At 61.6% G+C, this 23667-nt stretch carries 19 protein-coding genes and 1 tRNA gene; 10 read left to right on the top strand and 10 right to left on the bottom strand.

All coding sequences use genetic code 11. The features are described 5' to 3' along the window. Position 1: 1 nt before the first annotated feature. From plsY to AC1RMF_RS18825, 3 genes are read right to left on the bottom strand one after another with little or no spacing between them, the layout of a single operon-like run. Positions 2 to 631, bottom strand: a complete 630-nt coding sequence (plsY, locus tag AC1RMF_RS18835; RefSeq protein WP_493143537.1) for a glycerol-3-phosphate 1-O-acyltransferase PlsY — start codon at positions 629 to 631, stop codon at positions 2 to 4. 35 nt (positions 632 to 666) lie between these two features. After that, positions 667 to 1152 (bottom strand): Cys-tRNA(Pro) deacylase, encoded by a 486-nt coding sequence (ybaK, locus tag AC1RMF_RS18830; RefSeq protein ID WP_493143509.1) that lies wholly within the window; start codon positions 1150 to 1152, stop codon positions 667 to 669. A 1-nt stretch (position 1153) separates the two neighbouring features. Then, complete coding sequence (locus AC1RMF_RS18825) at positions 1154 to 2221, bottom strand: aldo/keto reductase (protein WP_493143507.1); 1068 nt, start codon at positions 2219 to 2221, stop codon at positions 1154 to 1156. 174 nt (positions 2222 to 2395) lie between these two features. Between AC1RMF_RS18825 and AC1RMF_RS18820 the strand changes: the two genes are divergently transcribed. Continuing rightward, on the top strand, positions 2396 to 3997 hold the full coding sequence (locus tag AC1RMF_RS18820) for a methyl-accepting chemotaxis protein (protein WP_493143506.1): 1602 nt from the start codon (positions 2396 to 2398) through the stop codon (positions 3995 to 3997). Here the strand turns inward: AC1RMF_RS18820 and AC1RMF_RS18815 are convergent. Continuing rightward, on the bottom strand, positions 3994 to 5796 hold the full coding sequence (locus AC1RMF_RS18815; RefSeq protein ID WP_493143504.1) for an acetate--CoA ligase: 1803 nt from the start codon (positions 5794 to 5796) through the stop codon (positions 3994 to 3996). The two genes, AC1RMF_RS18820 and AC1RMF_RS18815, sit on opposite strands and share 4 nt — an antisense overlap. Positions 5797 to 5821: 25 nt before the next feature. Here AC1RMF_RS18815 and AC1RMF_RS18810 point away from each other — a divergent pair, with 25 nt between their 5' ends. From AC1RMF_RS18810 to AC1RMF_RS18780, 7 genes are all read left to right on the top strand, one after another. Continuing rightward, positions 5822 to 6730 (top strand): alpha/beta fold hydrolase, encoded by a 909-nt coding sequence (locus tag AC1RMF_RS18810; protein ID WP_493143502.1) that lies wholly within the window; start codon positions 5822 to 5824, stop codon positions 6728 to 6730. A gap of 67 nt (positions 6731 to 6797) precedes the next feature. Further along, positions 6798 to 7902 (top strand): peptide chain release factor 2 gene (prfB, locus tag AC1RMF_RS18805; protein WP_342618435.1). Its coding sequence is split into 2 segments (ribosomal slippage): positions 6798 to 6878 and positions 6880 to 7902, totalling 1104 coding nucleotides; the frame shifts between segments, so codons are not numbered across the junction. Beyond that, entirely contained in the window at positions 7902 to 8573 is a 672-nt protein-coding gene (locus AC1RMF_RS18800) for an HAD family hydrolase (RefSeq protein ID WP_493143499.1), read from the top strand. The genes prfB and AC1RMF_RS18800 overlap by 1 nt, the downstream gene beginning before the upstream one ends. Next, the gene (pepN, locus tag AC1RMF_RS18795) at positions 8557 to 11262 is read left to right on the top strand and encodes an aminopeptidase N (RefSeq protein ID WP_493143498.1); all 2706 of its coding nucleotides are present in this window, start codon (positions 8557 to 8559) and stop codon (positions 11260 to 11262) included. The genes AC1RMF_RS18800 and pepN overlap by 17 nt, the downstream gene beginning before the upstream one ends. A 111-nt stretch (positions 11263 to 11373) precedes the next feature. Beyond that, complete coding sequence (locus tag AC1RMF_RS18790) at positions 11374 to 12384, top strand: class 1 fructose-bisphosphatase (RefSeq protein ID WP_493143496.1); 1011 nt, start codon at positions 11374 to 11376, stop codon at positions 12382 to 12384. Positions 12385 to 12397: 13 nt separating this feature from the next. Beyond that, positions 12398 to 12473: transfer RNA gene (locus AC1RMF_RS18785), tRNA-Thr, on the top strand. Positions 12474 to 12526: 53 nt separating this feature from the next. Then, positions 12527 to 13009, top strand: a complete 483-nt coding sequence (locus tag AC1RMF_RS18780) for a DUF2127 domain-containing protein (RefSeq protein WP_342618439.1) — start codon at positions 12527 to 12529, stop codon at positions 13007 to 13009. Here the strand turns inward: AC1RMF_RS18780 and AC1RMF_RS18775 are convergent. The 4 genes from AC1RMF_RS18775 to AC1RMF_RS18760 all read right to left on the bottom strand — a co-directional run bounded on the left by AC1RMF_RS18775 (position 13006) and on the right by AC1RMF_RS18760 (position 19439). Beyond that, positions 13006 to 13206, bottom strand: a complete 201-nt coding sequence (locus AC1RMF_RS18775) for a hypothetical protein (protein WP_342618440.1) — start codon at positions 13204 to 13206, stop codon at positions 13006 to 13008. The genes AC1RMF_RS18780 and AC1RMF_RS18775 overlap by 4 nt on opposite strands. Before the next feature lie 368 nt (positions 13207 to 13574). Next, complete coding sequence (locus AC1RMF_RS18770) at positions 13575 to 15017, bottom strand: efflux transporter outer membrane subunit (protein ID WP_493143493.1); 1443 nt, start codon at positions 15015 to 15017, stop codon at positions 13575 to 13577. Beyond that, positions 15007 to 18159, bottom strand: coding sequence for an efflux RND transporter permease subunit (locus AC1RMF_RS18765; RefSeq protein ID WP_493143492.1), 3153 nt, complete (start codon positions 18157 to 18159; stop codon positions 15007 to 15009). Before AC1RMF_RS18765 ends, AC1RMF_RS18770 begins: the two co-directional genes overlap by 11 nt. A gap of 14 nt (positions 18160 to 18173) precedes the next feature. Next, positions 18174 to 19439 (bottom strand): efflux RND transporter periplasmic adaptor subunit, encoded by a 1266-nt coding sequence (locus tag AC1RMF_RS18760; RefSeq protein ID WP_493143491.1) that lies wholly within the window; start codon positions 19437 to 19439, stop codon positions 18174 to 18176. Positions 19440 to 19568: 129 nt separating this feature from the next. On the opposite strand from AC1RMF_RS18760, the gene AC1RMF_RS18755 reads away from it, so the two are divergent. Beyond that, positions 19569 to 20237 carry a TetR family transcriptional regulator gene (locus AC1RMF_RS18755; protein WP_342618444.1) on the top strand — a complete coding sequence of 223 codons (669 nt, stop codon included), beginning with the start codon at positions 19569 to 19571 and terminating at the stop codon, positions 20235 to 20237. Here AC1RMF_RS18755 and AC1RMF_RS18750 read toward each other — a convergent pair. Further along, complete coding sequence (locus AC1RMF_RS18750; protein ID WP_493143489.1) at positions 20234 to 21955, bottom strand: SulP family inorganic anion transporter; 1722 nt, start codon at positions 21953 to 21955, stop codon at positions 20234 to 20236. The genes AC1RMF_RS18755 and AC1RMF_RS18750 overlap by 4 nt on opposite strands. Before the next feature lie 83 nt (positions 21956 to 22038). On the opposite strand from AC1RMF_RS18750, the gene AC1RMF_RS18745 reads away from it, so the two are divergent. Continuing rightward, a complete protein-coding gene (locus tag AC1RMF_RS18745) occupies positions 22039 to 22749 on the top strand; it encodes a phosphatase PAP2 family protein (protein ID WP_493143487.1) in 711 nt (236 codons plus the stop codon). On the opposite strand, the gene AC1RMF_RS18740 is transcribed toward AC1RMF_RS18745, so the two are convergent. Next, positions 22719 to 23630, bottom strand: coding sequence for an SDR family oxidoreductase (locus AC1RMF_RS18740; RefSeq protein WP_493143485.1), 912 nt, complete (start codon positions 23628 to 23630; stop codon positions 22719 to 22721). The two genes, AC1RMF_RS18745 and AC1RMF_RS18740, sit on opposite strands and share 31 nt — an antisense overlap. Between the last annotated feature and the right edge of the window lie 37 nt (positions 23631 to 23667).

Raw genomic sequence — 23667 nt, 5'->3', positions numbered from 1 at the left:
CTCAGGCGGCTTTTTTGCCCAGCTTGGATTCGGTGCCCTTCAAGAGGCGGTTGATGTTTTCGGCATGGCGCCAGATCAACAGGCCCGACATCACGGCCATGGACAGCAGCACCCAGTTGTCTTCGTACCAGGCCACCCCGTCACCGAACAGGTAATACACCGGCGCAAACACCGATGCCACCAGCGAGGCCAGCGACGAGTAGCGGAAGAAGTAGGCAATGATCACCCAGGACAGCAGCACCGCCAGGCCCAGCCAGGCACTGATGCCCATGATCACACCCAGCGCGGTAGCCACACCCTTGCCGCCTACAAAGCGGAAGAACACCGGGTACAAGTGGCCCAGAAAAGCCGCCAGCCCCACCAGCGCCAGCGTGCCTTCTTCCAGCCCATAAGGCTTGCCAAACCACCTGACCAGCACCACGGGCACCCAGCCCTTGAGCGCGTCCAGCAACAGCGTAACGACGGCTGCGGCCTTGCTGCCGGAGCGCAGCACATTGGTGGCACCCGGGTTCTTGCTGCCATAGGTGCGCGGGTCGTTCAGGCCCATGACCCGACTAACGATCACCGCAAAGGAAAGAGAGCCCACAAGGTAAGCCGCCACGGCGGCCAGGGCCGGATACACCACTGCTATCGAATTCAAAACCGTCTCCTGTTATCTGCCGCCAATCATTCGGCCAGCGCGCACTGTACCTTTTTTGCAGACAGCAATTGCACGCAGACCTGCGGGTCCAGCCCCACCAGGTAGCCGCGCCGCCCGCCGTTGATGAGGATTTTGGGCAAATCCAGAATCGTTTCCTCGATGTACACCGGCATGGTCTTGCGCGTGCCAAACGGGGACGTGCCGCCCACCAAATAGCCACTGTTGCGGTTGGCAACCTCGGGCGTGCAGGGCTCCACCGACTTGGCGCCGATCTGGCGCGCCAGGTTCTTGGTGGAAACCTTGCGGTTGCCGTGCATCAGCACCACCAGGGGCTTGGCGTCCTGGTCTTGCATGATGAGCGTCTTGACCACCGTGAACGGGTCAAAGCCCAGCACCTGGGCGCTGTGCTGGGCACCGCCATGCTCCAGGTATTCGTACGGATGCTCGGTGAAGGCGATCTTGTTCGCCTTCAGCAGCTGGGTGGCCGGTGTTTCGGAGACGTGTTTTGCCATATCAGTTGGCCGGGTCGCGGATTTCCCAACGCACGGCGTCGATCTTCTTGAGCAGCTCTTCGGGCAGGGTGGTGCCCCAGGCGTTGATGTCTTCGTCCAGTTGGGCCACCGAGGTCACGCCGATGATGGTGCTGCGCACCTGCCACTTGGTGTAGCAGAAGGCCAGCGCCATTTGCGTTGGGGTCAGGCCGTATTCCTTGGCCAGCGCGTTGTAGCGGCGTGCGGCAGCCAGCGATTCGGGGCGGCCCCAGCGCTGCTTGCGCATGGACTCGTACTTGGCAATGCGGGCCTGCGCCGGTGCGTCCGGCCCGGTGGTGCCCGACACGTCGTACTTGCCGGTGAGCAAACCAAAGCCCAGAGGCGAATAGGCCAGCAGCGACACGCCCAGGCGGTGCATGGTTTCGTCCAGTCCGTTCTCCAGACTGCGGCTGATCAGGCAATACACGTTTTGCACCGTGGCAATGCGTGGCAGGTTGTACTGCTCTGCCACGCGCACGAACTCGTGCACGCCATAGGGTGTTTCGTTGGACAGGCCGATGGCGCGCACCTTGCCCGCCTTTACGAGCGTCTGCAGGGCTTCGAGCTGGGCGTGGATGGTGGCCACTGCGGGATTGTCCTTGGTGGGGTCGAAATACAGGCTGCCGAACATGGGCACATTGCGGGTAGGCCAGTGCAGCTGGTAGAGATCGATCACATCGGTCTTGAGACGCTTGAGGCTGCCTTCACAGGCGGCAATGATGTCGGCGCCGCTTAGGTCGGGGCTGCCGTTGCGGATCCACGGCATGCCGCGTGAGGGGCCAGCCGCCTTGGTCGCTACCACCAGCTTTTCACGCGCGCCGGGATTTTTCTCGAACCAGTTGCCGATGATTTTTTCGGTGACCTGGAAGGTCTCGGCCTTGGGCGGCACGGAATACATCTCGGCCGTGTCGATGAAGTTGATGCCGCGCTCCAGCGAGCGGCTGAGGATGGCGTGGCTGTCTGCCTCGCTGACCTGTTCACCAAAAGTCATGGTACCCAGACAGACGGGTGTTACCTGCAGATCGCTTTGGCCAAGAGACACGAGTTTCATAGGGGATGTAAGGGTATTTGGGAGTGGAAAAGTACCAGCGCGCGCAGTATCCCACGCAACGGCCGACATTGCAGGGATAACCCTTGCGCACAACACGACCTAAAGCGCATAGCATTAGTTCGTCGTCAAAACTATAGCCGGTGCAACCCATAAAGTTCGCAAGGCGCAGCCAATATGAATCTCTCCAACCTGAAAATCGGTACCAAGCTGACCCTCGGATTTGCCAGCGTGCTGGCTCTGACCCTGGTACTGGGCGCCATGGCGCTGTTCCAGCTGTCCAACCTTTCCTTCAAGACCGAACAGATTGCTACCAACAACCTGCCCAGCGTGCAATTGACTGCCGCCCTGGGTGGCATGCTGGGCAACGTGCGCCGTGCCGAGGCCATGCACTTGCTGGCTTCCGACCCCAACGTCAAGCAGGATCAGGAGAAGCTCATCGCCGATCTGCGCAAACAGATGGAAGCACTGGACGGCAAGGCGTCTGCCGCGTTCGCATCCGATGTGGAGGCCAAGGCCTACGCCAGCTTCAAAAAGAACCTGGCGGAATGGGCCGCGGCGGACGCCAAGATGCTGGAGCTCTCCAGCGTCAACAACGCCAGCATGGCCGAAGACATGTTCCGCGACCAGGTGGGCAAGCCGTTTGAGGCTGCCATGAAAGACATGGGCACCATAAGCGAATTCAACGCCAAGGAAGCGGAAACCGTCTGGGCCGATACCCAGAAAGTGGTAACCACCGGCAAAGTGACCGTCATCAGTGCCTTGGTGGCTGCACTGGGCATTGGCGCGGTGCTGGCTATCCTGATTTCGCGTGCCATCACCAAACCCGTGTCGGAAGCCGTGCGCGCTGCGCAGGAGATGTCCACGGGCGACATGACCCATGTACTCAATGCCAACGGCCGCGACGAAATAGCCGAACTGCTGCATTCGCTCGAAGCCATGCGGCAAAGCCTGGCCCAGGTGGTGGACCGGGTGCGCCAGGGCTCTGAAGGCGTGGAAACCGCCAGTTCGGAAATCGCCCAGGGCAACCACGACCTGAGCGCCCGAACCGAGCAGCAGGCCAGCGCCCTGGAAGAAACTGCCGCGTCCATGGAAGAGCTCAGCGCGCAGGTCAAGCACAACGCCGATAACGCGCGCCAGGCCAACCAGCTGGCAGCCAGCGCATCCAGCGTGGCAGCGCGTGGCGGCGACGTCGTGGGCCGGGTGGTGGACACCATGAAAGAGATCAATGCCTCTTCGCGCAAGATCTCCGACATCATCTCCGTGATCGATGGCATTGCGTTCCAGACCAACATTCTGGCGCTCAATGCGGCGGTGGAAGCGGCACGCGCTGGAGAACAGGGCCGCGGGTTTGCCGTGGTGGCATCCGAAGTACGCTCCCTGGCCGGACGCAGCGCCGAAGCGGCCAAGGAAATCAAGAACCTGATCAACGCCAGCGTGGAGCGGGTCGAGCAGGGTTCGGCCCTGGTCGATGAGGCCGGCACCACCATGAACGAGGTGGTGGTATCCATCCGCCGTGTGACCGACATGATGGGCGAGATCAGCTCGGCCAGCAACGAGCAGTCGCTGGGCGTGGCTCAGGTCGGTGAAGCCGTGACGCAAATGGACCGCACCACCCAGCAGAATGCCGCACTGGTGGAGCAGATTGCCGCTGCAGCCAGCAGCCTGCGCTCACAAGCGGGTGAACTGGTAAACACCGTGTCCATCTTCAAGCTGGAAGGCGCACGGAGCTCTGCCCCCCGCTTGCCCGCCCAGCGCGAAAGCCTGCGCCTCAATTAACCGGCAAGACCCTTTGCACGCGCCTCCTCCTGCAAGCGCAAGACGCGGCGCTGCACCTTGCCGGTGGTGGTCATCGGCAGCGCATCGACAAACTCGATTTCCTTGGGGTATTCGTACGGCGCCAGCAGGCCCTTCACATGGGACTGCAGCTCTGCGGTGAGGCGGGCATGCAAGTCGGCACGCGCAGACGTGCTGTTGCCGCAGGATGCCACCACGTCGGCTGACAACACCACATAGGCCTTGACCACCGCACCCCGTTCGGCATCCGGCTTGGGCACCACGGCGGCATTGACGACCGCCGGGTGCTTGACCAGGCAGTTCTCGATTTCGCCAGGACCGATGCGGTAGCCCGAAGACTTGAACACATCGTCCGAGCGGCCCTGGTACCAGAGATAGCCCTCGGCATCGCGCACCGCCAGGTCGCCGGTGCGGCACCAGTCGCCAGTGAACTTGTCGCGGGTTGCGGCATCGCTCTTCCAGTAGCCGAGGAAAAAGATCGGGTCGGGCTGGCCATGGACGTCGAAGCGGTTCAGTGCCACATCGCCCGGCACGCCGACCGGACACTCGTTGCCATCTTCGTCGATCACGGCGACACGGTGGCCCGGATAACCCATGCCCATGCTGCCGGCGCGCGGCGGCCAGTGCCGCGCGCAATTGCCTACGATGTAGTTGATCTCGGTCTGACCGAACATCTCGTTGGGCGTAACGCCCATTTGCCGCTCGCAATAGGCAAACACCGCGTCGCCCATCGCCTCGCCCGCGCTCATCAGTGCTTCAAGCTGCAGCTTGTACTGCTCTTGCACCGTCGCCGACGCGTTGCCGGGGCAGGTTTTCATCATGGCCTTGATGGCAGTGGGAAACAGAAAGGTATGCGTCACGCCGCAATGCCCCATCAACTGCAAGGCGGTCTGCGGATCGAAGCGCGCTGCCTGGGCGATGATGGTGCAGCCGAAGTACAGCGTGGGCAGCAAGGCATCCATCAGCCCACCGGTCCAGGCCCAGTCCGCCGGGCTCCAGAACACGGCTTTGGAGCTGCGGTTGGTCTGGCCATCAAAGCCGAACCAGTTCTGGCTGCAGGTGAAGCCGGTCAGGTTGCCGATGAGGGCACGGTGCGGAAGCAAGGCGCCCTTGGGGTTGCCCGTGGTGCCGCTGGTGTAGATCAGGATGGCCGGGTCTTCGGCCGCGGTGTCGACACACTCAAATACGGGCGAGGCCTGGGCTACGCTGGCGGCGAAATGCAGTTGCGCGCCGCCTTGCAAGACGTCCTGCGCACATACGCCGATCACGCAACGCAGCTGCGGGCACTCTGCGCGCACCTGCTGCAGGCTCGCCAATGCAGAGGCATCGGCAATGGCCAGCACCGCCTCGCTGTTTTCCAGCCGGTAGCCCAGCGCCTCCGGCCCGAACAACAGCGACAGCGGCATGGCAACCGCGCCCATTTGCAGCACGGCGATGTAGGCCACCGCCGTCTCGAAGCACTGGGGCATGACGATGGCAACCCGGTCACCGCGCCGCACGCCTGCCGCCGCCAGCACGTTGGAGAGCCGGTTGGCCTGTTCCTGCAACTGGGCGTAGCTGTAGGACGCCTGCACGGTGCCGTTGGCAAACGTGCGGATGGCCATTCGCTGGGCTGCTGCGGGCTGGGCGGCCCAGCGCGCGCTGCATTCCCGGGCGATGTTGAAGCGCTCGGGCACCTGCCAGCGAAACGCGCTGTGCAGCCTGCGATAGCCCTCGGGCAGGGTGCCGGATGGTGTCGGGGTACGGGATGGGGTTTTGTCTCGGAGTTGACGACTGGGCACTGTGGCTCTCCTTATGATTGCCCGAATGTACCAAGTCAAACGCATCGCCCAAAGTACCCATGTCCCCATCCGGACACTGCAATACCACGTCCAGGTCTGGGGTGAACCCGCAGCGGGCAAGACGCCACTGGTGCTGGTGCATGGCTGGATGGACGTGGCCGCGAGCTACCAGTTCGTGGTGGATGCGCTGTCTGCCGACCACTATGTGATTGCGCCGGACTGGCGCGGCTTTGGCCGCACCCAGGTCGGCGATGTGGACCACTTCGTGTTTGCCGACTATCTGGCGGACCTGGACTTTCTGCTGGACCACTTTGCGCCCAACCAACCCGTCAACCTGGTGGGCCACAGCATGGGCGGCAATGTGGTGATGGCCTATGCGGGTGTGCGCCCCGAGCGCATCCGCCGCCTGGTCAATCTGGAAGGCTTTGGCATGCCGGCCACTGTGGCTGCGCAGGCACCCACGCGCTACGCGCGCTGGATCGATGAACTCAAGGCCCTGCACCTGGGGCAGCGCGAACTGCGCAGCTACGACAGTCTGGACGGTGTGGCGCAACGGCTGATGAAGACCAATCCGCGCCTCTCCCGTGACAAGGCCGAATGGCTGGCCAGCCACTGGTCCAGCCGCAACGCGCAGGGCCGCTGGGAGATCCTGGGCCATGCCGCCCACAAGATCACCAGCGCCAACCTGTACCGGGTGGACGAGGCGCTGGCGCTGGCGCTGTACCGCAACATCACCGCACCCGTGCTGAACCTGATTGCCAGCGACAACAGCATGGAGCTGTTCTGGAAGGGCAGCTACGGCCTGGAGGAGTTCCAGGAGCGCATGAAAGCTGTCCCCCAGTTGGAGACAGTGCACATTGAAAACGCCGGCCACATGCTGCACCACGACCAGCCGGAACGGGTGGCTGCCCTGATCGAACGCTTCATTGCCTGAGGGTCATGCCCCGGGCATGAGAAAATGGCGGGTTAATCCCGCATTACAGAATCAGGACAGAATCATCATGGACGTAGAACGCATCAACCTCATCGGCACCACCCTCGCAGACCTGGGCCGCCGTGCGCTCGATTTACGGGGGTATCTTTGACTACGATGCCAAAGCCGAGCGCCTGCGCACCGTCAATGCATCGCTAGAAGACCCCACGGTCTGGAACGACCCGAAGAAGGCCCAGGAACTGGGCAAGGAAAAGAAGATGCTCGACGGCGTCGTCGTCACGCTCACCGACCTGGATCGTGAGCTGGCCGACAACACCGAGCTGTATGAGATGAGCAAGGAAGACGGCGACGAAGACGGCCTCAAGACCATCGAAGCCGAGACCGCCAAGCTCGCAGCCATCATCGAAGGGCTGGAATTCCGCCGCATGTTCAACAACCCGGCAGACCCCCTGCCCTGCTTCCTGGACATCCAGGCCGGCGCCGGTGGTACCGAGGCCTGCGACTGGGCCAGCATGCTGCTGCGCCAGTACCTCAAGTACGCAGAACGCAAGGGCTTCACCGCCACGGTGGAAGACCTGACCGATGGCGACACCGCCGGCATCAAGAGCGCCACCATCAAGATCGAGGGCGAATACGCCTTTGGCCTGCTGCGCACTGAGACCGGCGTGCACCGCCTGGTGCGCAAGAGCCCGTTCGATTCCTCCGGCGGACGCCACACCAGCTTTGCCAGCGTGTTTGTCTACCCGGAAATTGACGACAGCATCGAGATCGACATCAACCCGTCCGACGTGCGGGTGGACACCTTCCGCGCCAGCGGCGCTGGCGGCCAGCACATCAACAAGACCGACTCTGCCGTGCGCTTGACCCACATCCCCACCGGCATCGTGGTGCAGTGCCAGGACGGCCGCAGCCAGCACAGCAACCGCGACGTCGCCTGGAAGCGCCTGCGCAGCCGCCTCTACGACTTTGAGCTGCGCAAGCGCCAGGCTGAGCAGCAGAAACTGGAAGACACCAAGACCGACGTGGGCTGGGGCCACCAGATCCGCAGCTACGTACTGGACAACAGCCGCATCAAGGACCTGCGCACCAACGTCGAAGTCTCGGCCACGCAGAAAGTGCTGGATGGCGATCTGGACGTGTTCATCGAAGCCTCGTTGAAGCAAGGCGTGTGATGGTTCAAGCTTTGATTTTCGACATGGACGGCACCATGGTGGACTCCATGCCCTGGCATGCGCGCACCTGGATCGACTTTGCCCAGCGGCACGCCATTGACATCGAACCTGCCGAACTGATGCGCCGCGTCACCGGCGCCAACGGCATGGAGTGCGTGCGCTTGTTGCTGGGCCAGCATCTGAGCGAGGCCGAAGCCTGGGCACTGGTGCACGAGAAGGAAGCGCTGTACCGCGAGCTATTCGGGCCACGGTTCACCGAGATCAAGGGCTTCAAGCAATTCGAGGCCCAGGCCCGCCAGCGCGGCCTGAAGATCGGTGTGGGCACAGCTGGGGACATCCACAACCTGAACTTCGTGCTGGAGCATCTGGCGCTGGAAGTGCCGCCCCAGGCGATCGCACGCGGTGACGAGGGGCTGCCTGGCAAACCCGAGCCTGCGATCTTTCTGGCGGCCGCACAGCGCTTGCAGACCGACCCTGCCAACTGCATCGTCTTTGAAGACGCACCGCATGGCATTGAAGCCGCACGCCGCGCCGGCATGCGCGCGGTTGCCATTTGCAGCGGCCACAGCGCAGCCGAATTGGCAGGACCGCACGTGATTGCCGCGGTGGCCGACTACACCGAACTTTTAAACAGTAACTTTCTGGAGACTCACCATGCTGCAAAGCTCTAAAGACGATGGTGGCGCGCAGGCGCCCGCCATTGTTCTGCGCGAGGCCTACAGTGCCCCGGCCTTCTGGATTGACACGGTAGACCTGTGCTTTGACCTGGACCCGGCCAAGACCCGCGTGCTCAACAAGATGACGCTGCGCCGCAACCCCGACGTGCCCGCCCAAGCGCTGCGGCTGGACGGCGAAGAGCTGAACCTGGCACGCGTGCTGGTCAACGGCCAGGGCACTTCGTTCAAGATGGACGGTGACAAGCTGGTGCTGGAAAACCTGCCCGAAGGCAACGAGCCTTTTGCACTGGAAATCTTCACCACCTGCAACCCAGCCAAGAACACCAAGCTCATGGGCCTGTACGTGAGCAACGACTCCTTCTTCACCCAATGTGAAGCCGAGGGTTTTCGCCGCATCACCTACTTCCTGGACCGCCCGGACGTGATGGCCAGCTACACCGTCACCCTGCGCGCCGACAAGGCCAAGTACCCGGTTCTGCTGTCCAACGGCAATCTGGTGGAGCAAGGCGCGCTGGAAGACGGACGCCACTTTGCCAAGTGGGTGGACCCGCACAAGAAGCCCTGCTACCTGTTTGCCCTGGTGGCCGGGCAACTGGTGGCGCGCGAGCAGCGCATCACCTCGCGTGCGGGCAAGGACCATTTGCTGCAGGTCTATGTGCGCCCCGGCGACCTGGACAAGACCGAACACGCGATGAACTCGCTGATGGCCTCAGTGGCCTGGGACGAAGCCCGCTTTGGCCTGCCGCTGGACCTGGAGCGTTTCATGATCGTTGCCACCAGCGACTTCAACATGGGTGCCATGGAGAACAAGGGCCTGAACATCTTCAACACCAAGTACGTGTTGGCGAACCAGGCCACGGCCACCGATGTGGACTACAGCAACATCGAAAGCGTGGTGGGCCATGAGTACTTCCACAACTGGACCGGCAACCGCATCACCTGCCGCGATTGGTTCCAGCTCTCGCTGAAAGAAGGCCTGACCGTCTTCCGCGACCAGGAGTTCTCGCAGGACCTGTGCGCCGATCCGTCGGCCCGCGCGGTCAAGCGCATCGAAGACGTGCGCGTGCTGCGCACCGCCCAGTTCCCGGAAGATGCGGGCCCCATGGCACACCCGGTGCGGCCTGACAGCTACATCGAGATCAACAACTTCTACACCGTCACCATCTACGAAAAGGGTGCGGAAGTCGTGCGCATGATGCAGACGCTGACCTCGCGCGCTGGCTTTGCCAAAGGCATGACGCTGTACTTCGAGCGCTTTGACGGCCAGGCCGTGACCTGCGACGACTTTGCGCAAGCCATTGCCGATGCCAACCCGGACTCCGCGTTGGCCCGGCAGTTGCCGCAGTTCAAGCGCTGGTACAGCCAGGCCGGCACACCGCGTGTGGCTGCCCGTGGCGAATACAACGCAGAAGCCCGCACCTACACGCTGCACCTCAGCCAGAGCTGTGCCCCCACGGTGGGTCAGCCGGAAAAGCTGCCGTTTGTCATTCCAGTGAGCCTGGGCCTGGTCGGCGCGCAAACCGGCGCAGCCCTGCCCTTGCAGCTGCAGGGCACAACTACGGCGAGCGACAGCTATCTGTTCGTGCTCTCACAAGCCAGTGAATCAGTCACCTTTGAAAACGTGGCTGAAGAACCTGTGCCCTCCATCCTGCGCGGCTTCTCGGCGCCCGTGGTGCTGGACTTTGACTACAGCGATGCGCAGTTGCTCACGCTGCTGGCGCACGACAACGACCCGTTCAACCGCTGGGAAGCCGGACAGCGCCTGGCCCTGCGCAGCGCCACTGCGGCCATTGCCTCGGGCAATACCAGTGGCGTGCTCAACGATGCCTACATCGCCGCCATGCGCGCCGTGTTGCGCCATCCCACACTGGATGCGGCCTTCAAGGAACTCGTGCTGACGCTGCCGTCCGAAACCTACATCGCCGAGCAGCTCGATCTGGTCGACCCGCAGCGCATCCACGCGGTGCGCGACAGCATGCGTCTGCAACTGGCACGCGCGCTGTTCGCCGACTGGGAATGGGCCTATGCCGAGCACCAGGACAACGGCGCCTACCGCCCTGACCCGCTGTCCAGCGGACGCCGCGCGCTGGCAGGCATGGCCCTCACCTTCCTGTGCCTGGCATCCACCGAATCCCGTGATGCCGTATGGCCGGGCAAGACGCTGCAGCGCTTCAAGGACGCGGGCAACATGACCGACCGCTTCAACGCACTGCAGGCTCTGGTGAGCGCTGGGCATGCGCATGCAGCACCTGCCCTTGCACGCTTCTACAGCCAGTTCAAGGACGAAGCCTTGGTGTTGGACAAATGGTTTGCCCTGCAGGCCAGCGCACCGGACCGCGGTGGCAATGTGCTGCCCGCCGTGCGCCAGCTGATGACGCACCCCGACTTCAACCTGCGCAACCCCAACCGCGCACGCAGTGTGATCTTCAGCTACTGCAGCGGCAACCCGGGTGGCTTTCACCGTGCGGATGCGGCGGGCTATGTGTTCTGGAGCGAGCGCGTCATGGAGCTCGACGCCACCAACCCGCAAGTGGCGGCCCGCCTGGCGCGCGCCATGGACCGTTGGAAACGCCTGGCGGAACCCTACCGTAGCGCAGCCTGTGAAGCGCTCAAGCGCGTTGCAGCCAAGGTTGACTTGAGCAACGACGTGCGTGAAGTGGTTGAACGTGCGCTCGCCGACTGATATGGCCCCCACGTTCGCCCACTGTGTGTGGCTCTCTGCCCCCCAAGGGGGCCGCGTTTTACCTTGGGGCGGCCCGGCGGTAAAACTTTCCCCCAATCAAGGAGACTGAATATGGCACCCAAAATTTCACTGACCCGCTTTCTGGTCGAAGAGCAACGTATAGATGGCGCCATTCCGGCGCAACTGCGTCTGCTGCTGGAAGTGGTGGCGCGCGCCTGCAAGAGCATCAGCCTGGCCGTGAACAAGGGCGCCTTGGGCGGCGTGCTGGGCGTGTCCGAAGGCGAGAACGAGAACATCCAGGGCGAGATCCAGAAGAAGCTGGACATCATCGCCAACGATGTGCTGATCGAGGCCAATGAATGGGGCGGCCATCTGGCAGCGATGGCCAGCGAGGAAATGGAAGGCATCCACGTGGTGCCCAACCGCTACCCACAGGGCGAATACCTGCTGCTGTTCGATCCTCTGGACGGCTCCAGCAATATCGACGTAAACGTCAGCATTGGCACCATCTTCAGCGTGCTCAAGAAACCTGAAGGTGTGGGCGTGTCGGAGCAGGACTTCCTGCAGGCCGGCAGCAAGCAGGTCGCTGCGGGCTACTGCATCTATGGCCCACAGACCACGCTGGTGTTGACCGTAGGCCAAGGCGTTTCCATGTTCACCCTGGACCGCGAGCAAGGCTCGTTTGTGCTGACCCAGCGCGACGTGACGATTCCCGAGGACACCAAGGAATTTGCCATCAACATGAGCAACATGCGCCACTGGGACACGCCGATCAAGCGCTACATAGACGAGTGCCTGCAAGGCAAGGAAGGCCCGCGCGGCAAGGACTTCAACATGCGCTGGATTGCCAGCATGGTGGCCGACGTGCACCGTATCCTGACCCGCGGCGGCGTGTTCATGTACCCCTGGGACAAGCGCGAACCCGAAAAGGCCGGCAAGCTGCGCCTGATGTACGAAGCCAACCCCATGGGCTGGCTGGTCGAACAGGCCGGTGGCGCCGCCAGCACCGGCAAGCAGCGCATCCTGGACGTGCAACCCGAAAAGCTGCACCAACGCGTCAGCGTGATTCTGGGTTCCAAGAACGAAGTGGAACGCGCAGCCAGCTACTACGCATCGGTATAATGCTGGATTTCGTGCCGGTGTAGCTCAGTCGGTAGAGCAGCTCATTCGTAATGAGAAGGTCGGGTGTTCGATTCATCTCTCCGGCACCACTCTTAAAAGCCCCTGATTCGCAAGAGTCAGGGGCTTTTGTTCAAATGAAAGCATGAATGCACCGTCCTCCCAGCCGAAGAACACCGCCCTCCACGCCATAGCCTTGTTCGAGGCCATCAAAGGCGTGGCGGCGCTGGTTGCTAGCTTGGGTTTGTTGAGCCTGGCACACCGGGACGTTCGGCATCTGGCCTATGCCCTGATCGGGCACTTTCACCTGGATCCGGATGCGCACTATCCGCGCATGCTGCTGAACTATGCCGACATATTGGGCAACGCAGACCTGCGCCAGGCCGTATTGCTGGCCTGGGGCTATGCGGCGATCCGGTTCACCGAGGGGTATGGGCTGTGGAAAGATCGCGCCTGGGCCGAATGGCTGGCGGCTCTTTCGGGGACGGTGTATCTACCGTTTGAGGTGGAACACCTGATGCAGCACACCACTGCAACCAATGCGATGGTATTGGTTGGGAATGTCGCCGTGGTGGCTTATATGGTGGTCAGACTGTGGCGACGCAGAAAACCACCGGTGGGCAATTAGCCGATCAACGACAGGTTGTTGGCGTTGACCACGCTGGCGCCGCCCTTGGGCCACTCGACCAGCACGCCACCTTCGGCGTGGCCGACGACGTAACCGTCAGTACGGGCAACAGAACCGCCCAGGATCAGATTGACGCGCTCACCGCTGGTGAACGTGGGTTGGGCAAACAGGGATTTCAAAAACAAAAGGATAGACATGATATTTACAACAAAAGAAAAAGTTAGTGGCTAAGCAGCCAGTCGCGTTCGCGAAGTTCGAGCTCGGCAATGGAGTTGGAGCCGGCGAGGTACAACTCGGCATCGATTTGGTCCATGCGGTCGGACCCACGTCCAAGCGCACGAGCGGCGGAACGAACCAATAACCAGATGGAATAGATGGAGTGCATGATGAATTTACGGGTTTACCCTGTATTAGGGTTAACCCGAATTATGGCACATATCGGTGCAAGGCGCACAAATCCATGCAGCACAAAAGGGGGATCCCCCTAATTTGCACCATAACGGTGCAAATTAGGGGATTTTTTAGGTGGTTTACGCGCCGTTTACATAGCGCGACTTCCTGTCGTTCAGCGGGCTGCGGACTGGATCGAGGTGGAATCCCAGCCCCCGCCCAATGCCTTGTACAGGTTGACCACAGCGGTGAGCTGGTTGCGTTGCACGTCGATCAGACCCGATTCGGCCTGCATCAGGTCACGTTGGGCATTGAGCACTTCCAGGTAGCCGGTGTAGCCTGCCTTGTAGCGAAGATCAGCCAGACGCAGCGTTTCGCGCAGTGCGTTGATGCGCACGGTGGTGCTTTCAACAAGCTGGCGGCCAGCATCCACGTTGTTCATGGCGTCGTGCGCGTCCTTGAAGGCGTTTTGAACCGTCTGGGTGTACTGCGCCACGGCCTGCTCCTGGCGCGCATTGGCAGCGGACACCAGGGCGTCGATGGCACCGGCGCGGAAGATAGGCTGCGTGAGGTTGCCAATCATGCTCCAGAACAAGGAAGCAGGATCAAACAGTGTGGACATGTCCTTGGACTGCTGCCCCACATTGGCCGTGAGGCTCAGCTTGGGGAAGTAGGCCGCGCGCGCCTGACCGATGTCCGCATGGGCGGCAATCAGGTTTTGCTCCGCACTCACAACGTCGGGGCGCGTAGACAGGATGTCCGAAGACAGGTTTGCGGGTACCGCCTGCGCCGCGTACAGCGCGCTCAGATCAGCACCCCGCGCCAGAACCGGCTTCACGATATCAGCTGGTTGACGGCCCACCAGTACGGCCAGAGCGCTCTCGGCGCTGCTGCGGCTTTGGCGTACCTGTTGCAGGGTAGCCAGCACGCTGGCGGCCTCCGACTCAGCTTGGCGCAAGTCCAGCTCACCCACCACACCGGCATCAAAGCGGCGCTTTTGCAGGCGCAGATTTTCCTGCCGGGTGGCAAGCGTGCGCTCGGCCAGGGAAGTCTGGGTATCCAGGGCGCGCAAGGCAAAGTAGCTCTGGGCTACATTGGCATACAGCGTGGTAAGAACCGCGCCTTGGCTAGCCGACTGGGCCAGCAGACGGGCACGGGCTGCGTCGTCGGCTCGGGCGTACTTGCCCCAGAAGTCGAACTCGTAACTGGCCGTCAGCCCCAGCTGACGGTCTTCCGACACCGGATCGGCACCTGGGCTGAAGGTGGCGGCGTTCTCGCTGCTGCGCCTGCGCGTGGCGCTGGCGTTCAGGTCAACCGTGGGATACAAGTTGGCATGGCTTTGCGCCAGGGAGGCGCGCGCTTCGGCCAGTCGGGCCGTTGCCAGCGCCAGGTCCTGGTTGTTGCGGGTTGCCTCGTCGAGCAGGGCATCCAGCACCGGGTCGGCAAAACCTTTCCACCAGGTCTTGAGGTCCTGCGCCTTGGCAGCCGCATCGCCAGCGGGTAGCGTCAACTCCGGACGGCTGTAGGGCGTGGTACCGGGCGTCTGGCTGGCACATGCCGTAAGCATGGCAAGTGCGAATACCGAGACGGCAAAGGTGAAACGTGGCTTATTCAACATAGTGGACATCCGGCCCATGAGCGGGCTTGTTCTGGTATTTGTAGTCATCAGGTGTGGAGCGGAAGTTCCAGTCGTTCACCAGCTTGAAGAACAACGGAACCAGAAACACCGCCAGGAAGGTGGCAGCCAGCATTCCGCCCAGCACGCCGGTACCGATGGACTGGCGGGCCGCCGCACCTGCGCCGGTGGAAAACGCCAGCGGTGTCACACCCAGAATGAAGGCCAGGGAGGTCATCAGAATCGGGCGGAAGCGCAGACGAGCGGCCTCCAGAGCAGCGGCAACCGGGGTGAGGCCTTCGTGCACCTTCATCATGGCGAACTCGACGATCAGAATCGCATTCTTGGCCGACAGCCCCAGCAAGGTGACCAGACCGATCTGGAAGTACACATCGTTGGTGTAATTGCGTAAGAACACCGCCAACAAAGCGCCGAAGATACCGAACGGCAGCGCCAGAATGACCGAGAACGGCAGTGACCAGCGCTCATATTGCGCCGCCAGGATCAGGAAGATCATCAAGATGCCTGCAGTCAGCGCCAGTGTGCTGGAGCCGCTGTTGCGCTTTTGCTGGAAGGCGGTACCGCCCCAGTCGTAGCTCATGTCAGCTGGCAGCACCTTGGCAGCCGCGCGCTCCATGGCAGCAATGGCCTGGCCCGAGCTGTAGCCCGGTTTGGGGTCGCCCAGAATCTGGATGGAGGGCAGCGCGTTGAAATGCTGAACCGAATCCGGCCCGCTGACAAACTTCACTTCGGCAATCGTACGGATCTGAACCATCTGGCCCGTGTTGGATCGTACGTAGATGGCCCCGATGTCATCCGGCTTGGAGCGGAAGTTGCCTTCGGCTTGCATCAGCACCTGGTAGATACGTCCACTCTTGTTGAAGTCGTTGACGTAGTAGCTTCCCAAAGTGGCAGACAGCGTGTTGTAGATATCGGCCAGCGCAATGCCCATGGAGCGTGCCTTTTCGGTATCCACATTGACATAGAGCTGCGGCGAATTGGCTTGCCACAGGGTTTTGACGCCCTGCAGTTCGGGCTGCTTGTTGGCTTCTGCGAGCAAGATCGGCAGCATCTGCGCTAGGCGGCGCACGCCTCCATCACCCTTGTTTTGCAGGTAGAACTCGAAGCCGCCGGTCTGACCCAGACCCTGGATGGCCGGTGGCGAGAACGCCAGGGGCAGGCCTTCCTTGATGCCACCGGTCTTCATGTAGGTTTCCATCACCAGATCCTTGGCAGACTGGTTGCGCTCATCCCAGGGCTTGAGCGGGAAGAACATGGTGGCTGCGGACGACTTCAAGCCGCCGCCGCCCAGGAAGTTCAGACCCACCAGGCTGAAAACGGTGTCGATGTTCTTGTTGGGGCTCATGGCCGCTTCAACCTTCTTGACCACCTGGTTGGTACGCTCCAGCGACGAGCCTTCCGGCAGGATGACTGCGCCAATGAAGTAACCCTGGTCTTCGTCCGGCACCAATGCACCGGGCACGATCTTGAACAGCACTCCGGTCAGCAGGCCCATGCCAATGAACAGCGCCAGACCGAGCACGCCACGCTTCAGGAAGAACGCAACACCCGAGATGTAGCGGCCAGTGAGGCGGTGGAAAGCACTGTTGAACCAGTCAAAGAACTTGTTCTTGCGCTCCATGTTCGGCTTGAGAAACACCGCGCACAAGGCCGGTGTGAGCGTCAGCGCCACAATGCCGGACAACACCACCGCAATAGTGATGGTGACGGAGAACTGGCGATACAGCTCCCCGGCCAATCCGCCCAGGAAGGCGACCGGTATGAAGGCCGAGCACAGCACCAGCACGATGGCAATCACCGGGCCGGTCACTTCGTGCATGGCCTCGATGGCGGCCGCCTTGGGCGTCATGTTCTCTTCGTGCATCAAGCGCTCGACGTTCTCCAGCACCACGATGGCGTCGTCCACCACGATACCGATGGCCAGCACCATGCCGAACAGGGTCAGCGTGTTGATGCTGTAGCCCAGCAGATGCAGACCGGCCATGGTGCCGATGAGCGACACGGGCACGGCCAGCGTGGGGATGATGGTGGCGCGCCAGCTCTGCAGGAACAGATAGACCACCACAAACACCAGCACCATGGCTTCTGCCAGTGTCTTCACCACTTCGTGGATGGACTCCGACACAAACGGCGTCGTGTCGTAGGGTGTGGAATAGGTCAGACCTTCGGGGAACTTGGCCTTGAGCGCTACCAGTGCAGATTCAACGGCTGCACGCGTATCCAGTGCATTGGCACCGGTCTGCAGGAACACGCCAACAGGCACTGCCGGATGACCATTCACGCGCCCGTAGAAGTTGTAATCCTTAGAACCCAGTTCGACACGGGCCACGTCCTTCAGGCGCACTACCGAGCCATGGGTGCCGCTGCGAACAACAATGTTCTCGAACTGCTCAGGCTCCAGTAGACGGCCTTTGGCGGTCACGGTCAGCGTCAGCTCTTCGGTGTTGTTGGGTGGCGCACCGATCTTGCCCGCTGCGTACTGCGCGTTCTGCTCAGTCACTGCGCTGGAGATGTCCCCTACGGTGATTCCCATCTGCGCCATACGGTCAGGCCGCAACCAGATCCGCATCGCGTAGTCCTTGGCACCAAAGATTTGCACGTTGGTGGTTCCGGGTACCCGCTTGATAGGGTCCAACACGTTTTGCGTGATGTAGTTGGAGATGTAGAGCGCGTCGTAACGGTCATCCGGCGAATACAGCGCGGCAACCACCAGGAAATTGGCAGAGCTCTTGGCCACGGTCACGCCCTGGCGTTGAACTTCCTGCGGCAGCTTGCTCAGCACTTGGTTGACGCGGTTGTTGACGTTCACCGCAGCGATGTCCAGATCGGTACCGACGTCGAAAGTCACGTTGATGGAAACCGCACCGTCACCCGACGAGGTACTGTCCATGTACAGCATTTTTTCAACGCCGTTGATGGACTGCTCAATGGGTGCGGCCACGGTAGTTTCCAGCACTTCAGCTGAAGCGCCTGGATAAATGGCCCGAACGTTCACCACGGGTGGCGAAATTTCCGGGTAGCGCGAGATGGGTAGCACGCGCATGGCGGCCAGCCCCGCCAGGACCAGAAACAACGACAGAACCGTTGCAAAGATCGGGCGATTGATAAAGAACTTGGAAAACATGTGTGCGTGGCTCCCTACTTGGCCGCAGCAGTTGCAGAAGTGGCGGCGGCAGGCGCAGCGGCTGATGGCTTGACAGCCGCGCCATCTGCAGGCGTCGGCACGTAGGGAACCGGCTTGACCAGCATGCCGGGGTCATGCGCCTTGATGTAACCATCAACCAGCACACGATCACCATCCTTCAGGCCCTTGGTCACGATCCATTGACCTTGCGACCAGCCGTCCAGCTCCACCGGGTGGGGTTCGAGCTTGTCTTCCTTGTTGACAACAAAGACGATCTTTCCGAAGGGACTGTCGATGATGGCGCGCTGGGGCACGGCCAGGGCCGCCGGGCGGCTGGCCCCACCCAGACTCACGCGCACGAACTGTCCGGGACGCAGCGATCCGTCGGGATTGGGGATCTCTGCCCGCACATCAAAGCTACCGGTCTGGGCATTGATGCGTTCGCTGGCAAAGTTCAACTTGCCGGTACGTGGATAGCTGCTGCCGTCTGACAGTTTGACACTCACGGTGAAGCCCAAGCTGCCATTGCTGGCCTTCTTGCCCGGCACCGCCAGTTGTCCCGCCTTGAGCTGTTTGGTCAAGCGCAGCATGTCACCTTCGGACACGCTGAAGTTCACGTACATGGGATTGGTCTGCACGATGGTGGTGAGCAGACTGTCTGCGGTGGTCAACAGATTGCCTTCGGACTTGCTGGCGACTCCGGTTGTACCGCCAATGGGCGCCACCACCCGGGTGTAACCCAGGTTCAGGCGTGCTTCGTTGGCTTGTGCCTGGGCCTGCTTCAGGCTGGCTTCGGCGGTTTCCAGAGCGGACTTGCTGTCGTCGTATTCCTTCTGACTGACCGCCTTGTCGGCAACCAGAGGCGCCAGACGGGCATATTCGCGACGCGCTTGAGAAGCCTTGGCTTCGGCCATGGCGACAGCGGCTTCCGCAGACGCGAGTTGCGTCTGGTAGCTGGCTGGATCAATCTGGAACAGGGGCGTGCCGGCTTGCACCACGGCGCCCTCTTCGTACAGGCGTTTGTTCAGGATGCCGCCAACCCGGGCGCGAACTTCGGTTTCGCGTGAGCCGGCGGTCTGTCCGGTGTACTCCATGTCGACGGCCTGGTCTTTGGCCTGCACGGTAATGACCGCGACTTCGGGCAAAGGCATGGCACCGCCGGGACCGGCCTGGGCGCTGGAGAACTTCCCGCACGCAACCAGGGCCATGGGGAGCGCTGCCAGCACCAAGGTGGTTATCCAGCTAGGATGCCCGTTTAGAAGGAGACGATCGTCAGTCATAGAGTTTGAGCGTGGTTCTGTTGTCATAGATCAAGGCATTTGAATTTCGATGACCTAGTATTACATACATTCGTGAATGTTTGTTACATTGGGGAGTATGCGAAAATACAATGACGACGAGGAAACAACATGGTCCGCAAGAAGAAAGACGATGCCCAACTCACCTGCACGGCATTGCTGGATGCAGCGGAGCAGGTATTTTTTGAAAATGGTGTTGCAAAAACAACACTCAATGACATTGCAGCTGCAGCGGGTCTGACCCGGGGTGCAATCTATTGGCACTTCACCGACAAGGCCGATCTGCTTCAGGCGATGTTTACGCGTGCCATGTTCCCCATGGAGTCCATGCTCAATGAGTTGCTTCAGGCCGCCAACGCCAATCCGCTGGTAACGCTGCGAAACATGTGTGTACAGGTGTTGACCAATCTGGCCCACTCACCCGAGCAGCAGCGCGTGTTCAACATCATGTTTCATCGATGTGAGCACATTGGCCCCATGATCACCGTGTTGGAAAACAAGCGCGCCAAGCGCGAAGAGTGCCTGGCACAGGTGGAAACCGCACTGGCACGCGCTGTCGCTGCTGGGCACCTGCCGCCTGACACGGACGTGGTGCTGGCCAATCAGGTCATCAGCAATTTCATGGCTGGCACGATGAGCGAGTGGCTTTTTGCGCCCCAGTCATTCGACCTGGCGACCTGCGCGCCTGGCATGGTGGACATGCTGATTGCCGGCCTTCAAGCCAATCCACCGCGACTTGCAAAATCCGAACCTGCAGCAATTGCGCGCTGCGCGGGCTAAATCACATACAAGCCGGCATCTGCAATCTTTTCGGCAGCAAGCATTTCGAAAGCCCTATTCACCGAAAGGTGCACCCTGCCCGACAGGCTTTGCCACAGCGGGGTATTCAGCAGACGATCCTGGACAGGCCCCTTTACCTCTGCCAGATGCAGACGAATGCCGCGTGCTGCCAGATCCTGATTCAGGTCGGAAAGCACCTCCATGGCGGTGGTGTCCACCCGGTTCACCGCACTCATGATCAGCACCAGGTCTTTGATGCGCGCGTCTTTCTGCAACTCGGCGACGAGCCGGTCCTCCACTGCGTTGAGATTGCCGAAGAACAGGCTCTCATCAATCCGCAGGAACAGCACACCAGGAATGGTCTCCACGCCGTGGCGCTCGACGTTACGGAAATGTTCAGTGCCGACAATGCGCCCTATCACTGCAATATGCGGTGTGCTGGCACGCACCAGCAGCGTGATCAACGACAACAGGATGCCGGTGGCAATACCCATCTCCAGCCCCAGCAGCAGCACGCCGGCGGCCGTTCCCAACAAGGCATAGGCATCGGCCCGGTCATAGGACCAGGCCTGGCGCAGGGCCTTGAGGTCAATCATGCTGATGGCCGCCACCACGATACTGGTAGCCAACACAGCCAGCGGCATACGGGCAAACCAGTGGGTACCCGCCAGCACAATCAGCAGCATGCTGAGCGCAGACACTAGGCCAGCGAGCGGAGAGCGTGCACCGGCGGCCAGGTTGATGGCCGTACGTGACAAGCCGCCTCCCACCGGCATGCCGCCATAGAACGCCGCCACCACATTGGCTGCGCCCAAACCTACCAGTTCGCGGTTGGGATCCAGTCGCTCGCGCCGCTTGGCCGCCAGCGCCTGCCCCATGGTGATGTTCTGCACAGTGCCGATGAAGGCCATGATCAGAGCCGGTGTTAGCAATTGCTGCAGGGAACCCACGTCAGGCAGGAACAGGTTGATGTTGCCCAGCCCTTCCTGAACTGCACCTACGACTGCCACATGATGGGCGTTGTCCAGATTCAGTCCGACAACCAGCAGGCTGGCGGTGCCCAAAACGATCAAGGGCATCACGCGCACCCATACCTCGGCTTTTGTCTTGGCAATGCCCATGCGCACGGCCATCCGTACCAGTCCATAGCGGGACAATAGCAACCACGGCAGTGCAATGCCCGAAAACAGCAGCGTCACCGGGTTGCTCTGTCCGAGATTCGACAGCACGGACAGAAGTGTTTGCCAGGTGTTGTCCCCCTTTACCTGAATGCCCAGCATGAACTTGAGCTGACTGATGATGATCAGCACCGCGGAGCCTGAAATGAAACCGCTCACAACCGGGCGACTGAGCAGTTGGGAAAGAAAGCCTAGCCTGAAGATTCCAAACACCAAAGTCAGAACGCCGGAACACAGAGCCAACCCTGCAGCCAGCGCGATGTACTGGGGGCTTCCAGGTGTGGCCAACGGGCTGAGCACCGCAAACGTCATGATGGAGGTAATGGCCACCGGACCTACAGCCTGGATCGAGCTGCTCCCCAGCCACACATAGGCGACCACTGGGAAAATGCTGGCGTACAGGCCTGCCTGCGGTGGCAGACCTGCCAGCAAGGCGTAGGCCAGGCTTTGCGGAATGACCAGAATGGTGACGATGACGCCAGCCATCAAGTCGCTACTCAGAGCATCGCGCCGGTAATGGACAAGCCAGGGAGGGAGCACGGAAGGAGAGAGCAGTTGAAGTTCCGCAAGAGGTTAGCATAGCCCCTCCCGTTCTTCCGCTTCGAACTATCTGCTTCACGACCATGCGTTCACCTTTCGCGTCCAATCCTCCCGGCAACAAAACGCCCGGCTTGTTTGCCGGTGTGCTGATTGCCAGCGTGGTGGTGGCACTGATTCCCACCATCTGGACGGCATTGGACCTTAGGGCTGCAGCCATCTTCACGGGCCCCACCGCCATGATCCACCCGGTGCACTGGTGGTGGGTGGAGTTGATCAACGACTACGTCCCTGCCCTGTTCCGGGTTTGCCTGGGCCTACTCTGGTTGGCCTGGGTTGTGGCCCTGCTCAAGCCACGCTGGCGCACCTGGCGACTGCCGCTGGCATTCGTGGTGATTGCCGGCATCCTGGGGCCGGGCATGGTCGTGAACTGGGTGTTCAAGGAAAACTGGCAGCGCGCCCGCCCTTATCAGGTGCAGAATTTTGGTGGCCCCCAGCAGTTCACCCGGGCGGCCATCATCACCGACCAGTGTGACAACAACTGTTCATTCGTCAGCGGACATGTGGCCTGCGGCGTCTTCCTGGTTTCACTCGGATTGGTACACAGGCGCCGCCAGCGACTGTGGGCTGCGGCCGGCATTGCAGCCGGACTGGTGATCGGCTTTGCCCGCATGGCCGACGTGGCCCATTGGCTAAGTGACGTGCTCTGGGCTTTTCCCATCACGCTGTTCACCAGCTGGCTGGTCTGGAAGGCCCTGTACGGGTACTACTGCAAGCCTTCGCGCACCGAGGGGTAACGCAGGCGCAGGCCGAGTTCCTGCTTCATGCGGGTGTTGACCAGTCTGCGCGACTCGCTCATGAAGCTCAGCAACATCACCGGCAATTGGCGCTGGGCGCCGTCGCGGGGCACCCGCGGGGGACGCGGCAGTCGGTAATGGTCTGCCGCCCAGTCGTAGTAATCACCCATCTTCATTTCGGTGTCATCACTGACGTTGTAAACCCTTTGCGGCCGGCCTTTCCACAGCGCAGCCAGGCATGCGCGTGCCAGATCATCGGCATGGATGTGGTTGGTGTAGACATCGTCCTCGGCACAGAGCACCGGTGTGCCCTTTTGCAGGCGCGCTTCGGGCGTGCCGCCTTCGCGGTCCGCCGCATAGATGCCAGGGATGCGCAGTATCTGCGTGCGCACGCCCGTGGAGCGCCCGAAGAAGCGCACGCTCCCTTCTGCTGCCACACGCCTGCGGGCACGCGGGGTGGTAGCACTGGTGGGTCGGGTCTCGTCCACCCATACGCCTGCGCAGTCGCCATAGACACCGCTGGTGGAACCGTACACCAGTTGTACGGGCAAGCCCCGCAGACGCAGCGCACGCAGCAAGGCAACGGCACGCGGGTCCTGCCAGCCTTCGGTAGGCGGGGGGGCCAGATACACCACACGGTCTGCAAGACCGGCCAAACGCGCCAAGGTGGCGGCACGATCCAGATTGCCTGTCAGCGGGACTATGTCCCTGGCACGCAGTGCGTCGAACCGCTGCGGCGAGGAACTCAGTGCCAGCACGCGTGCCCTGCCCTCCAGATGCCGGGCCACACGCATACCCACGTCTCCACACCCCACAATCAATACACGCTGGCGACGAAAGCGCGCTGGCAGCGCGCCGAGAGGGTTTTGGTTTGAAGGCACAATTCAGGCTGCTAAAAAGATACAGCAGACAGGATAC

The sequence above is a fragment of the Rhodoferax sp. GW822-FHT04A08 genome, from assembly GCF_058801025.1.
Note: the sequence above shows the minus strand (reverse complement) of the source record. Positions and strands in the feature narration are given on the sequence as shown.